This window comes from Rathayibacter sp. AY1D9 (genome assembly GCF_002932395.1).
GTDB lineage: Bacteria > Actinomycetota > Actinomycetes > Actinomycetales > Microbacteriaceae > Rathayibacter.
On record NZ_PSVQ01000006.1, the window covers coordinates 20,358 to 34,863 of the forward strand.

The following is a 14,506-nucleotide window of genomic DNA, read 5'->3' on the forward strand; positions in this document are numbered from 1 at the left end:
TCGCACTCGAGCTCGAGTGCGACGACTCCTGCACACTCGCGGGAGCCGGCGAGGACCGCGCGCACCCCGCGAGTGGCCGCGCGCCCGCGAAGGCCCGCACACGGGAGCCGCGGCAGAATGTGGACATGCGCAGCCTCGAAGTCCTCCTCGATCCGGAGTCGGAGGCTCGCGTCCGCAGCCAGTGGGAGGCGCTCGAGGCGGCCGGCATCCCGAGCCTCGCGCTGCACACGTCCGCCAGCAACCGCCCGCACCTCACCCTGGTCGCCGGGCTCGAGCTGACCGCCCCGGAGCCGGGCGCGCTCGGTCCGCTTCCGGCGACGGTCGACCTGGGTGCTGTCCTCCTCTTCCCGCACGCCGGGCGCTTCGTCCTCGCCTGGGGAGTGGTCCGCTCGCCCGCCCTCGACGCTCTGCACGACCGGGCCACGCGCCTCGTGCCGGGCGGCGTCGACACCTCGCTGCCGGACGCCTGGACGCCGCACATCAGCGTCTCGCGCCGCCTCCGCGCCGAGCAGCTCGGCGACGCCGTCCCCCTCCTCGGCGAGCCGTTCACCGTCGGCCTCGCGGGCGTCCGCTTCTGGGACGGCGACACCCGCACCCTCACCGACCTCTGATCCGGGCGCCGCAGAAGACCCCCGACCTCCCCGCAGCCGCCTCCCCAGCTCCCTCCCTGCGGCCCTTCTCCACAGTTCCCCGGACCCCCGGGGCGGCGTCGGAGGCGGCGGGTAGAGTTCCCCGGGTGACAGAGCCCACCGCGACAGCCCTCCCCGCCCCGCCGCTCGCCGACCCCTCGGCGGAGTCCCGCGGCGGCGTCCGGAGCGACGCGGCGAGCGGCGCTGCGGGCTCCGGATCCTCCGAGGCGCAGGCGATCCTCGAGAAGGTCTTCGGCTACGGCTCCTTCCGCGGCGAGCAGCAGGCCATCGTCGAGCAGGTCATCGGAGGCGGCGACGCCGTCGTCCTGATGCCCACCGGCGGCGGCAAGTCGCTCTGCTACCAGATCCCCGCCATCGTGCGCCCCGGCACCGGCGTGGTCGTGTCCCCGCTCATCGCGCTGATGCAGGACCAGGTCGACGCCCTCCGCGCGAACGGCGTCCGCGCCGAGTTCCTCAACTCCACCCAGGACGCGGGCGAGCGCAGCCGCGTCGAGCGCGCCTACCTCGACGGCGAGCTCGACCTGCTCTACGTCGCCCCGGAGCGCCTGGGCAACGAGGGCATGAAGCAGTTCCTCGCCCGCGGCCGGATCGCCCTCTTCGCGATCGACGAGGCCCACTGCGTCAGCCAGTGGGGCCACGACTTCCGCCCCGACTACCTCGCACTGGGCGAGCTCGCCGAGCGCTGGCCCGACGTCCCGCGCATCGCCCTCACCGCGACCGCCACCGAGGCGACGCACCGCGAGATCACCTCGCGCCTGCACCTCGGCGCCGCCCGCCACTTCGTCTCGAGCTTCGACCGCCCGAACATCCAGTACCGGATCGTCAACAAGGTCGAGCCGCGCAAGCAGCTGATCGACTTCCTGCGGCGCGAGCACGCGCACGACGCGGGCATCGTCTACGCCCTCTCCCGCAAGAGCGTCGAGGCGACGGCCGAGGCGCTGCGCTCGGCGGGCTTCGACGCCGTCGCGTACCACGCGGGCCTCGACTCGCGGGTGCGCGCCGCCGCCCAGTCGCGGTTCCTCCGCGAGGAGGGCGTCATCGTCTGCGCGACCATCGCCTTCGGCATGGGGATCGACAAGCCGGACGTGCGGTTCGTCGCGCACATCGACCTGCCCAAGTCGGTCGAGGGCTACTACCAGGAGACGGGTCGCGCCGGCCGCGACGGACTGCCGTCCACCGCCTGGCTCGCCTACGGCCTGCAGGACGTGGTGCAGCAGCGCCGGATGATCGACGAGTCGCCGGGAGACCTGGCGCACCGTCGGCGGATGTCCGCGCACCTGGACGCGATGCTCGCGCTCTCCGAGACGGTCCAGTGCCGCCGGGTGAACCTGCTCGCCTACTTCGGCCAGGAGAGCACCGCCTGCGGCAACTGCGACACCTGCCTCGAGCCGCCCGCCTCCTGGGACGGCACCGTCGCGGCGCAGAAGTTCCTGTCGACGGTCGTCCGCCTCAAGCGGGAGCGCAACCAGCAGTTCGGCGCCGGACACATCATCGACGTCCTCCGCGGCAAGACCACGCCGCGCACCACTCAGCACCAGCACGACGGCCTGGCCACCTGGGGCATCGGCGCCGAGCTCAGCGACACCCAGTGGCGCGGAGTCGCCCGCCAGCTCCTCGCGCAGGGCCTTCTCGGCGTGAACGACGACGGCTTCGGCACGCTCGTGCTCACGCCCGCGTCCGGCTCCGTCCTCAGCGGCGAGCGGAAGGTCGAGCTGCGGCAGGAGCCGGAGAAGCCGGCCCGCTCCAGCGGATCCTCCCGCTCCGGGCGGTCCACCGTCGCCGAGCTGTCGGGCGAGGCTCAGCCGCTGTTCGAGCGGCTCCGGGAGTGGCGCGCCGCGCAGGCCCGCGCGCAGGCGGTCCCGGCCTACATCGTCTTCAACGACGCGACCCTCCGCGAGATCGCGACCGCCGAGCCGGCGACGATGGACGCGCTCAGCATCATCGGCGGCGTCGGCCAGAAGAAGCTGCTCACCTACGGGGAGGCAGTGCTGGCCGTCGTCGCGGGGGAGAGCCCCGAGATCGCCGTCCCGGAACCGGGTGAGGAGGCTCCCGCTCCCCGCCGCGCGCCGGCCGCCCGTGGCGGGGCGTCCCGCTCGCAAGGGGCGAAGCCCTCGTTCGGCCGCGAGTCGTCCGGTCCGCCGGTGTCCGCCGCGCAGCCGCCGGAGGACGACTGGGTGCCGCCGGACGAGCCCGACTGGGAGCCCGGCTGGGACAGCTACTGATCCGTCGCTGAGGCGCGCGATTAACCGCCCGCGACGGAGGCGGGCGCCGGCGCGGGCGATCGTGTTCCGGGCTCCGCGTCGACGATCGTGCCCACCTCGGCACCGACGCGAGCGTCCTCGGTCCGAGGCGCCGGCGAGCGCCCTCAGCCGCCCGCGCCCGTCGACGCCATCCACCCGCCGAGCAGCGTGCAGCAGAACGACACCGCGAGACCCGCCACCGGCACCCAGAACGCGATGCGCCGCCGCACCAGCAGCACGATCGAGACGACCAGCGCCGCGAGGAACGGCACCCACACTCCTCCTGCGGCGAGGACCATCCCGCCCTCGATCAGCCCGATGTCGCAGGCGTTCGATCCGCCGCACGAGTCGCTGGCCATCGCGAAGAACAGCCCGAAGAACGACAGCAGCAGCGTCACCGCGGAGGCCACGAGGATCAGCACGATCGTCAGCACCAGGTCCCAGACGCGGACCGGACGCCGATGCGGCACCCCGGATCCCGGAGTCCTGGTTTCCGGCACCCGGTATTCCGGCGCGGCGGGAGGCCCTGCCGCGACGTCCGAGGGCGGCGCACCCGGAGTCCCGAGAGACGCGGGCGAGCCGACCACGGGCGGCCCGGCCGCCGGCTGTCGGGCGGGCGGAGGGGGAGGCAGCGGCGGCTCGCTCATGCCGAGAGACTAGCGAGGCGGCCTTCGGTGCGGCGTCGCTCCTCTGCTGGGATCCGCAGGGACAGTCCGTTCAGCACACGGACGAGCCGCCCCCTCCTCCGCTCCCGTCGGCAGGGACAGCCCCAGCGCACAGACGAGGCGCCCCGCCCCCGCCTGGTCGGTTCCGACAACGCGCTTCCGCCTCCGCCCGGCGCTGTTTGTGCCCGGGCGACGGAACGTTTCCGCCGCGCCGCCGCGCGACCTACCGTGCGAGGACCGCCTCCGCTGCCGCGCCCGTCGGCACACGACGCACCGGGAGCGGCCCGAACCGCAGACGGTCGAAGGGACACGAACACCATGGTCAGCACCGCTCCCCACCCCCGCTCCGCCGCCGACGCCGCCGACCGGGCGGCCACCGGACGCACGCGGGCCCGGCGCTCCCGCTCGGGCTCCATCGCGCCCACGCCGCCGGTGGACTCCCTCGGCTCCGAGGTCGACGCGCGCCTGGACGAGGACGGCGCCCCCGCCGTCGACGTCGCCGCCCTCGGCGAGACCCTGCTCGGCGCCTGGCGCGAGCAGCGCCTCGCCAGCCGCGCCCTGACCGCCCGCCCCGAGCTGCACCGCACCGACGGCCTCCCGATGAAGGAGCACCGCCTCCGCGTCTCGGAGCAGATGCGCGTGCTCGCGGCCGAGGGCGGCGTGCACCGCGCCTTCCCGGTCGACCTCGGCGGCGAGGCCGACCACGGCGGCAACATCGCCGGCTTCGAGGAGCTGGTCACCGCCGACCCCTCGCTGCAGATCAAGTCCGGCGTGCAGTGGGGACTCTTCGGCGCCGCGGTCCTGCACCTGGGCACCCGCCCGCACCACGAGAAGTGGCTGCCGGGGATCATGAGCCTCGAGATCCCGGGCGCCTTCGCGATGACCGAGACCGGGCACGGCTCCGACGTCGCGTCGATCGCCACGACCGCCACCTACGAGGACGGCGAGTTCGTGCTGCGGACGCCGTTCCGCGCGGCCTGGAAGGACTACCTCGGCAACGCGGCGGTGGACGGGCGTGCGGCGGTCGTCTTCGCGCAGCTGGTCACCCTAGGGGTGAACCACGGCGTCCACGCCTTCTTCGTCCCGATCCGCGACGAGCAGGGCGCGTTCCTGCCCGGCGTCGGCGGGGAGGACGACGGCCTCAAGGGCGGTCTGAACGGGATCGACAACGGCCGCCTCCACTTCGACGGGGTCCGCGTCCCGCGCGAGAACCTGCTGAACCGCTACGGCGACGTCGCCGCCGACGGCACCTACTCCTCGCCGATCGCGAGCCCGGGCCGCCGCTTCTTCACCATGCTCGGCACGCTGGTGCAGGGCCGCGTCTCGCTCGACGGAGCCTCGGTCGCCGCGGCGAAGATCGCGCTGACGGTCGCCGTCACCTACGGCGACCAGCGCCGCCAGTTCACCGGCGGCGGCGAGCGGGAGGAGGTGCTGCTCGACTACCAGCGGCACCAGCGCCGCCTCCTGCCGCGCCTGGCCACCACCTACGCCGCCGCCTTCGCGCACGAGAAGCTGCTGACGGCGTTCGACGAGGTCTTCTCCGGCGCGAACGACACCGAGCAGTCGCGGCAGGACCTCGAGACCCTCGCCGCGGGGCTGAAGGCGCTCTCGACCTGGCACGCTCTCGACACGCTGCAGGAGGCGCGCGAGGCCTGCGGAGGCGCGGGCTTCCTCGCGGAGAACCGGCTCACGCAGCTGCGCGCCGACCTCGACGTGTACGCGACCTTCGAGGGCGACAACACCGTGCTCCTCCAGCTGGTCGCCAAGCGCCTGCTGACCGACGTCGGACGCCGCTTCAAGGGCGCCCAGCCCGCGGAGCTCGCGCGGTACGCCGCCTCGCAGGTCGCGGGGGCGACCGTCGACAACTCGGGTCTGCGCCGTCTGGCCCAGGTCGTCGCCGATCGCGGATCGACGGCCCGCTCGGTCGGCCAGCTGCGGGAGGACCAGCGCGAGCTGCTCACCGGCCGCGTCGAGAGCATGGTCGCGGGGATCGCCTCACGGCTGCGCCCGGCGTCGAAGCTGCCCTCCGACGAGGCGGCCCGCCTGTTCAACGCGCACCAGAGCGAGCTCATCGAGGCGGCGCGCGCGCACGCCGAGCTGCTGCAGTGGGAGGCGTTCACGGAGGCGCTCGCCGGCGTCGAGGACGCGGGCACGCGCACCGTCCTCACCTGGCTCCGCGACCTGTTCGGCCTGGGCCTGATCGAGAAGCACCTCGACTGGTACCTCATCCACGGGCGCCTGTCGTCGCAGCGAGCGGTCGCGGTGACGTCCTACATCGACCGGCTGCTCGCCCGCATCCGCCCGCACGCCGCCGACCTGGTCGCGTCGTTCGGCTACGGGCCCGAGCACGTGCGCGCGGCGATCGCGACCGGCGCCGAGGCGGAGCGCCAGGAGGAGGCGCACGCCTGGTACGAGGCCGCCCGCGCCTCCGGCACCCTCCCCACTCCGGAGAAGCGCCGCTGAGCCCCTCCTCGAGATGCCGCTCCGGTACGCGACACGTCGCGCGAGGCGCACCGGAGTGGCATCCCGTGGCGACAGGACGGGGAGGGGCGCGTCAGGACGCGAGGAACGCCAGCGCCTGGTCGCGCTCGGCGCGCAGCTCGAGCACGGACTCGTCGATCCGCGCGCGGGAGTGCGCGTCGATCTCGAGCCCCTCGATGATCCGCCACTCGCCGTCGACGGAGCGGACCGGGAACGAGGAGATCAGCCCCTCCTCCACCCCGTAGGAGCCGTCCGACTCGACGGCGGCCGAGGTCCACGACGTGCCGTCGACCCAGTCGCGCACGTGATCGATCGCGGCGGAGGCGGCGGACGCGGCCGAGGAGGCTCCGCGGACCTCGATGATCTCGGCGCCGCGCTTGGCGACCCGCGGCTCGAACTCCGTGTGCAGCCACTCCGCGTCGACCAGCTCGGGCACCGGCCGTCCGCCGACGGTGGCGTGCGTCGCGTCGGGGTACTGCGAGGCGGAGTGGTTGCCCCAGATCGCGACGCCCTCGATCGCGTCGACGGGGGCGTCGAGCTTCGCGGCGAGCTGCGCGACCGCCCGGTTGTGGTCGAGGCGCGTCATCGCGGTGAAGCGGCCGGCGGGGATGTCCGGGGCGCTGCGCCGCGCGATCCAGGCGTTGGTGTTGGCCGGGTTGCCGACGACCAGCACGCGGATGTCGGAGGCGGCGTGCGCGTTCAACGCGGCGCCCTGGGGCCCGAAGATGCCCGCGTTCGCGGCGAGCAGGTCGGCGCGCTCCATGCCCGCGCTGCGCGGCCGGGCGCCCACGAGGAGGGCGACGCTCGCGCCGTCGAACGCCGCGGCCGGGTCGTCCGTCGCCTCGATCCCGCGGAGGAGGGGGAAGGCGCCGTCCTGCAGCTCGAGCGCCGTGCCCGCGGCCGCGCGGAGGCCGGAGGGGATCTCGAGCAGGTTCAGGCGGACGGGGACGTCCGGCCCGAGGAGCTGACCCGAGGCGATGCGGAAAAGGAGCGCGTAGCCGATGGCGCCTCCCGCTCCCGTGACCGTGACCGTGACCGGAGTGCGCTGCTGGTTCATGCGCCGAGCGTATTCCCGCCGGCTGGGGGAGGGGGAGGAGTCAGCCGGACGGCGGGCCCTCGGCGGGAGGCGCCGTCGACCCGCGGAGCACGAGCTTGTTGCGCAGCCGCACGTGCTGCTCGGCCACGCTCCCGCCGTCGATCAGCGTCAGGAGCGCCCGGGCGGCCGCGCGCCCCACGCGGTGCAGCGGCTGCCTCACCGTCGTGAGCGCGGGGACCACCCGGGAGGCGTCGGGCACGTCGTCGTAGCCCACGACCGACAGCTGCCCCGGCACCGAGAGGCCCAGCGCCCGGGCCGCCTCGATCACGGCGATGGCGGAGGCGTCGTTCGCGGCGAGGACCGCCGTCGGGCGGTCGGGCAGCAGCAGCAGCTCGTGGGCGGCGGCGAGGGAGGGGTCGTGCCGGTAGTAGCCGACCCGCACGAGCGCGGGGTCGTAGGGGAGGCCGGCGTCCGCGAGCGCCCGCTGGTAGCCGGCGCCGCGCCGGTGCGACGACTCCAGGTCGGGGCGGCCCGCGACGAAGCCGATGCGGCGATGGCCGAGCCCGATCAGGTGGCTCGTCGCCAGCTGCGCTCCGCCGAAGTCGTCGGTCGCCACCGAATGCAGCTCGGTCTGCGCGGTCAGCGGATCCACGACGACGAGCGGCAGGTCCGACGAGGGGATCACGCCGGAGGGAGTCACCAGGATCGCTCCCGCTACGTGCGCCTCGGTGAGGCGCCGCAGGGACTCCTGCTCCCAGCCCGCCCGGCCCCGGCGGCTCGCCCCGCTGCCGGCGAGGAGGTCGAACCGGGTCCCCCGGAGCGCCGTCGCCACTCCCTGCAGCACCTCCGTGCCGAACGGCTCGAAGTCGCCCAGGAGCACGCCGATGACGCCCGAGCGCTCCGCGCACTCCGTCGTCACGACCTCCTGCTCGGCCTCCGCCGTCGCCGCCCCTGCGGACATCCTCGTCCCCTCCCGCCGTCCCCGCCCGGCCGCGGCGGAACGCGGTGATCGCCTCGCTGCGCTGCTCCGGACGGTTGAGAACACGTCCTTGCAATCGGGAATGTTCCCGGTAACATTGCCCGCAAGACTAGCTGAGGGAAAGCTCAGCAGTCGAGAGAGACGAGTGTCGGGCAGCCTTTCTCCCCTCAGTGCTGAGGGGGTCGAGAGCTGGAGCTCGCGTGGCCACGCTGTGGAAGCCGCCGCGCACGAGCCGTCCGCCGCTCTCCGCGCGTCCTGCGCTCCAGGCGCGGCCGAACGCCCCTCGGGCTGCGCCGCGCTCCGTCCTCTCGCGGCCTCGGGCCGCGCCACCACTCCGCGCCGTCCGGCGCTCGACCTGATCGGCGACGATGCCGATCGAGTGAGGAACACCATGTCCACGCGACGCACCCCCCGACCCCTCTGGCTCGTCCGCTCGGGCGCAGCTCTCGCCGGCTGCCTGCTCCTGTCCGGCGTCGCGGCCGCGGCCGCGGCCGCCGACACCGAGTACGGCTCCGACGACGTCGACGTGAACGTCAGCATCGAGGAGCTGGAGCAGCCCGGCGCCCTCTCGATGTCGATCGACGGCACCTCCGCCACGCTCGCCGAGGAGGGCTCCACCCCGACCGTGCGCGCCTTCACGGGGCAGCTGCCCGACGTGACCGTGACGGACACCCGGACCGTCGACGAGATCCCGGCCGGAGCCGGCTGGTACGTCCTCGGCTCGGCGAGCGCCTTCACCGGCGACGCGGACCAGGAGGACATCTCCTCCGACCACCTCGGCTGGACGCCGGTCCTCGTGGACGGCGGCGAGTCGGGCCTCGTGTCCGAGGGCGACCCGGTCGACACGATCCTCGACGAGGGTGCCGACGCCGTGGGCCTGTTCGACCAGGAGCTGCTCGCGCTGTCGCTCGACTCGCAGGAGACCGCGACGGACGGGTCCTGGACCGTGTCCGCGGGCCTCACCCTGAAGACCGAGGCCGACGTCGCCCCCGGCGACTACTCCTCCGTCCTGACGCTGTCGCTGTTCGAATGACCCCGATGCGCGCAGTCGCCTCCACGGCGATCGGCGCCCTCCTCGCGGCGGGCCTGCTCGCCTCCGGCGCGGCTCCGGCGACCGCGGCCGGCGCCTGGTCGCCGAAGGCCTCCTACACGTCGACGGACCGCGGCGACGGCACCTACTCCGTGCCGCTGCTGAACGCCGACGTGCCCGACGTCAGCGTCGAGCGCGTGCCCGCGTCCGAGAACGACGAGGGCCGCGACATCTACTACATGATCAGCACCACGATGCACCTCAGCCCGGGCGCCCCGATCATGAAGTCCTACGACCTCGTCAACTGGGAGATCGTCAACTACGTCTTCGACCGGCTCGAGATCGGCGACCGCTTCTCGCTCCGGAACGGGCAGAACTCCTACGGCAACGGCCAGTGGGCCTCGTCGCTCCGGTACCACGACGGCCGCTACTACGCGGTCTTCAACACCAACAACCTCGGCGGCTCCTACCTCTACTCGACCGACGACATCGAGGACGGAGCCTGGACCCGCACGGCCCTCGGCCGCGCCTTCCACGACCCGTCGCTCTTCTTCGACAACGCGGACGGCGGCACGCCGTACATCTTCTACGGCTCCGGATCCACCAGCGCCGTGAAGCTGAGCGAGGACCTGACGACCGTCGTCGCCGAGTACCCGAACATCCTCCGCACCTCGGACTACCCGGGAGCCGGCTACCTCGGCGGCCTGTTCGAGGGCGCGCAGGTGCAGTACATCGACGGGCAGTACTACATCGTCATCATCACGTGGCCCTCGGGCCAGGGCCGCCAGGTGTCGCTGTTCCGCTCGTCCGAGCTGCTGGGCCGCTACGCGACCGCCGACGGCAGCAACCCCTACGAGGGCAAGGGCGTGCTGAACTCCAGCGGGTTCGCCCAGGGGAGCCTCGTGCCGATCGCGAAGGAGGACGGCTCGACCGCCTGGCACGGCATGTTCTTCCGCGACAGCTTCCCGACCGGCCGCATCCCCGGGCTCATCCCGGCGACGTGGAAGGACGGCTGGCCGACGTTCGGGACGAACGGCTCGGTGCCGGTGGGCGGGAGCTTCCCGAAGCCGATCCGCCTCAGCCCCGAGGAGGAGCTGTTCGAGCGGCAGAAGAGCATCGTCGTCTCGGACGACTTCGACAACGACGCCCCGGTGAAGGCCTACCAGGACGAGTCGTGGACGATCCCGCCCGCGCCCGCCTACGACGCGTCGCTGCTCGGCGTGCAGCTGCTCCAGAACCCGGGAGCGGAGTCGGGGACGGCGCCGTGGGCAGGCCAGTTCGGCGCGACGCTGTCGGCCGACACGACCGACCCGGCGTCCGGCACCGCCGCGCTCCGCGTGGGCACCCGCACGCTCAACGGCTCAGGCCCGAGCCAGGTGCTCGCGAACAAGCTGCAGCGCGGCGTGACCTACACCGTGTCCGCGAAGGTGAAGTACACGACCGGCCCCGCGTCGGTCCGCTTCAACCTCTGCGCCGACTTCGGCGCGGGACCCGTGACGATGGCCTCCGCCGCCGTCACGCAGGGGCAGTGGACGACGATCACGGGGACCTACACGGTGCCCGAGACCGCGAACGTCGGCAGCGTGAAGTTCGCCGTCGAGACGCCGTGGGGCAATCCGCAGCCGGCGTCCTCGAGCACCGAGTACCTGCTCGACGACGTCTCGCTCGTCGGCGCCGCTCCCACCCTCGAGCGCCCGACGGCCGCCGAGATCGAGCCGAACGGCTCGACCCTCGCCCTCCCCTGGCAGTGGAACCACGCCCCCGACAACCGCTACTGGTCGCTGACCGAGCGCGAGGGCTGGCTCCGCCTCACCAACGGGAAGGTGCTCAGCGGAACGGCCGCGCACACGCGTCTCTCGGGCTCGCCCGAGATGACGTACCTGGAGGAGGCGCGCAACACGCTCTCCCAGCGCATCGTGGCTCCGAAGCAGTCGGCGGAGGCGGCGTTCGACGTCTCCGGGATGAAGGACGGCGACGTCGCCGGGCTCGCGGCCTACAACCGCGGCTTCTCCTACGTCGCGGTCAAGCGCGTGGACGGCGTCACCACCGTCGGCGTCGTGAACCGCAGTCAGCCGTTCGCGACCACGTTCGACCAGGCGGCCGTGGAGTCCTTCCTCCCCGGCACCGCCGCCGCCCTCGGCGACGCCTCGCAGGTGCGCCTGAAGGCCGACCTCGAGCTCTCGGCCCCGGCCGGACAGCTCTGGACGACCTTCTCGTACAGCCTCGACGGGACGAGCTGGACGAAGCTCGGCAGCCGCGTCGGCCCGCAGACCCTCGACGGTCAGCTCACGCACTTCATGGGCCACCGCCTCGGGCTGTTCAGCTACGCGACGAAGACCGCCGGCGGCCACGTCGACGTCGACGAGTTCCTCCTGAGCGACACCCTCTCCTCGGAGGGGAAGGCGCTCGACCGCTCGCAGCTCGACGCGGCCGTCGCTCACGCGGCGACGCTCCGCTCCGACGACTACCCGGCCGACGCCTGGTCCGACCTCCAGTCGGTCCTCGCGAAGGCGCAGGCGGTCGGCACCGCGGGATCGCAGAACCAGATCGACGCCCCGGAGCGCGCGCTCAGCTACCAGCTGGCCCGCCTCGGGACGCTGAAGGAGGCGTCGCTCGATGTGACCGCCGCCGCCGCGACCCGCTGCATCGCGGGGAAGGTCGTCGTGACCGTGCGGGCGACCAACGCCGACGACGTGCCCGTCGCCCTCCGGATGGAGAGCGCCTCCGGCACGAAGACGGTCGCCGCGCTCGCACCCGGCGCCACGACGAGCCACGCCTTCACCACGCGGGCGGCCTCGGTCCCCGCCGCCGAGGTGGTCGTGACCGCGACCGCCACCCTCGACGGCGAGCCGGTGACGACCACGGTGAGAGCGCCCCACCCGGCCGCGTCCTGCGGCTGAGCACTCCGGGGGCGGCCCGCGCGGCCGCCCCCGCCCCCGAACGCGTCAGCGGCACCCGTCGCCGACGATCTCCTGCACGACACGATCAAGGAGGATCCGTGAGATCACCACAACGAGAAGCCGCTCCGAAGGGGCGGTTGCGGCTGAGGCTGCTGGCCACGGCCGCGCTGACCGCGCTCCTGGTGGCCCCCTTCGCCGCCCAGACCTCGTCCGCCGCTGAGGCGGAGCTCATCGTCAACGGCGGCTTCGAGAGCGGCATCAGCAGCTGGTTCGTCAACAACGGCAACGCCGCCGACGCCGGCACCATCGCGACGACCACGGACGCGCGCACCGGCACCGCCGCAGCGCTCGTCACCGGCCGCACGACCACCGGCGCGGGCGCCATGCAGGACCTCAGCGGCAAGGTCGTCGCCGGCCAGACCTACCAGGTCAAGGCGCAGATCAAGTACGAGAACGCCGCGAGCCCCGCGACCAAGCAGTTCTTCGCCACCATGCACTACGGCGGAGGCACCTACACGAACCTCGCGAGCGTCACCGCCACGAAGGGGCAGTGGGCGACGATCAACGGATCGTTCACCATCCCCGCCGGGCAGAGCGTCGCCACCGCGCGCCTCTTCTTCGAGACGCCGTGGACCGCGACTCCCTCGGCCGCGCCCGAGACGCACCTCATGGACTACAAGCTCGACGACGTCTCGCTGGTCGGAGCGGCGCCGCCCGCGCCCGCCTCGCGCACCATCGAGGTCGTGGGCAAGATCCCGGGCGACCACAACCCGCTCATGGGCTGGAAGTTCGGCGCCGACGGCTTCGGCTTCGTCGAGAACGGCCGCGTGTACATGTACATGACGAACGACACCCAGGGCTACGCTCCGAACCCCGCCACGGGCGTCTCGGCGGGCATCGACTACGGCAAGATCAACCAGATCACCGTGATCTCCTCGGACGACCTCGTCAACTGGACCGACCACGGCGAGATCCAGGTCGCCGGCTCCACCGGAGTCGCGCCCTACACCGGCAACTCGTGGGCTCCCGGCATGGCGAAGAAGACCGTGAACGGCGTCGACAAGTACTTCCTCTACTACGCCAACGGCGGCGGCTCCAGCAACGTGATCACCGGCGACTCGCCGGTGGGCCCGTGGACCAGCCAGCGGACCTCCACGCTCATCAACGCGTCCACCCCGGGCGCAGAGGCGGTCGCGTGGAAGTTCGACCCGGCACCGCTCGTCGACGACGACGGCCAGGGCTACCTGTTCTTCGGAGGCGGACCCGCCTCGACCGCGCTCCCCGCGGCCGAGCGCTTCAACAACCCGAAGAACATCCGCGTGATCGAGCTCGGCGACGACATGATCTCGACCCAGGGCACTTCCGCCGTCGTGGACGCGCCCGTCGCGTTCGAGGCGGCCCAGGTGTTCAAGCGCCAGGACAAGTACTACCTCTCGTACTCGTCCCACTTCGGCGGCAACGACTTCGGCGGCAACCAGACCCGCGAGCCCGGCTACCCGGGCGGCGGCGAGATCGGCTACATGATCTCGGACGACCCGATGTCCTGGCCCAAGGAGAACTACGCCGGCGTGATGTTCCCGAACCAGAGCCGCTTCTTCGGAGCCGGCACCGGCGGCAACAACCACCAGTCGGTCTTCGAGCTGGGCGGCAAGTACTACTTCACCTACCACGCGCCGACGCTCAACAAGCGGATCAACGGCGACACCACCCAGGGGTACCGCAGCCCGCACATCCAGGAGCTGCAGTTCAACGCCGACGGCACGGTGCAGCAGGTGGTCGGCGACTACAAGGGCGTCGACCAGGTGAAGGACTTCGATCCGTACCGCACCTTCCCGGCCGAGACCATCGGCTGGAGCAAGGGCATCGCGACGGCGCCGCTCGGCACCCCCGCCGCGGGCGCGACCCAGAACCTCGTGCTGAAGGACCTCGACAACGGCGACTGGACCGCGCTGTCGGCCGTCGACTTCGGGGACACCGGAGCCGCGACGTTCACCGCGAAGGCCAAGGCGCTGCAGGCCGGCGGCACCGTCACCGTCCGCCTCGACTCCGAGACCGGGCCCGTCGCGGGCACCGTCGCGGTGAACGGGACGACCGGTGAGTGGACCGACGTCAGCGCAGCGCTGACCGGAGCGACCGGAGTGCACGACGTGTTCTTCAGCTACTCCGGACCCTCCGGCGACCTGTTCGAGCTCGACACCTTCGCCTTCACCGAGGGCGAGGCGGCTCCGGCACTCGACATCACGGCGAGCGCGGCGACCCGCTGCATCGCGGGCAAGGCGATCGTCACCGTCCAGGCGAGCAACGGCTCCGACGTCCCCGTCGGCGTGACCTTCACGTCGACGTCCGGCACGAAGTCGTTCACCTCGGTGGCGCCCGGCAAGACCGTGTCGCACGCCTTCACCACCCGTCAGGCGAACCTGCCCGCCGGTGCGGTGACCGTCGAGGCCACGGCCACGATGAACGGCGCCCCCGTCGAGACGGAGGTGAGCGCTCCGTACGCGGCGCGCCCGTGCTCGTAGCGCACG

9 protein-coding genes are annotated in these 14,506 nt (G+C 72.9%); 6 read left to right on the plus strand and 3 right to left on the minus strand.

The window, feature by feature from the left end:
* Positions 1 to 125: 125 nt before the first annotated feature.
* Complete coding sequence (locus C5C50_RS04550; protein ID WP_104272953.1) at positions 126 to 611, plus strand: 2'-5' RNA ligase family protein; 486 nt, start codon at positions 126 to 128, stop codon at positions 609 to 611.
* 125 nt (positions 612 to 736) lie between these two features.
* Positions 737 to 2,872 (plus strand): DNA helicase RecQ, encoded by a 2,136-nt coding sequence (recQ, locus tag C5C50_RS04555; protein ID WP_104272954.1) that lies wholly within the window; start codon positions 737 to 739, stop codon positions 2,870 to 2,872.
* Positions 2,873 to 3,015: 143 nt separating this feature from the next.
* Here recQ and C5C50_RS04560 read toward each other — a convergent pair whose 3' ends face one another.
* Positions 3,016 to 3,537, minus strand: coding sequence for a DUF6264 family protein (locus C5C50_RS04560; RefSeq protein ID WP_219814072.1), 522 nt, complete (start codon positions 3,535 to 3,537; stop codon positions 3,016 to 3,018).
* A 336-nt stretch (positions 3,538 to 3,873) separates the two neighbouring features.
* On the opposite strand from C5C50_RS04560, the gene C5C50_RS04565 reads away from it, so the two are divergent.
* Positions 3,874 to 6,018, plus strand: a complete 2,145-nt coding sequence (locus tag C5C50_RS04565; protein WP_104255511.1) for an acyl-CoA dehydrogenase — start codon at positions 3,874 to 3,876, stop codon at positions 6,016 to 6,018.
* Between the two features lie 91 nt (positions 6,019 to 6,109).
* On the opposite strand, the gene C5C50_RS04570 is transcribed toward C5C50_RS04565, so the two are convergent.
* Together C5C50_RS04570 and C5C50_RS04575 are read right to left on the minus strand one after the other, a co-directional pair.
* The gene (locus tag C5C50_RS04570) at positions 6,110 to 7,093 is read right to left on the minus strand and encodes a malate dehydrogenase (protein ID WP_104224379.1); all 984 of its coding nucleotides are present in this window, start codon (positions 7,091 to 7,093) and stop codon (positions 6,110 to 6,112) included.
* Between the two features lie 40 nt (positions 7,094 to 7,133).
* Positions 7,134 to 8,033: a LacI family DNA-binding transcriptional regulator gene (locus C5C50_RS04575; protein WP_104226034.1), complete on the minus strand. Its 900-nt coding sequence runs from the start codon at positions 8,031 to 8,033 to the stop codon at positions 7,134 to 7,136.
* 409 nt (positions 8,034 to 8,442) lie between these two features.
* On the opposite strand from C5C50_RS04575, the gene C5C50_RS04580 reads away from it, so the two are divergent.
* The 3 genes from C5C50_RS04580 to C5C50_RS04590 all read left to right on the plus strand — a co-directional run bounded on the left by C5C50_RS04580 (position 8,443) and on the right by C5C50_RS04590 (position 14,500).
* On the plus strand, positions 8,443 to 9,084 hold the full coding sequence (locus C5C50_RS04580; RefSeq protein WP_104233676.1) for a hypothetical protein: 642 nt from the start codon (positions 8,443 to 8,445) through the stop codon (positions 9,082 to 9,084).
* 5 nt (positions 9,085 to 9,089) lie between these two features.
* The gene (locus tag C5C50_RS04585; protein WP_258067656.1) at positions 9,090 to 11,981 is read left to right on the plus strand and encodes a family 43 glycosylhydrolase; all 2,892 of its coding nucleotides are present in this window, start codon (positions 9,090 to 9,092) and stop codon (positions 11,979 to 11,981) included.
* A gap of 98 nt (positions 11,982 to 12,079) precedes the next feature.
* The gene (locus C5C50_RS04590) at positions 12,080 to 14,500 is read left to right on the plus strand and encodes a family 43 glycosylhydrolase (protein ID WP_219812654.1); all 2,421 of its coding nucleotides are present in this window, start codon (positions 12,080 to 12,082) and stop codon (positions 14,498 to 14,500) included.
* The last annotated feature ends 6 nt before the right edge of the window (positions 14,501 to 14,506 follow it).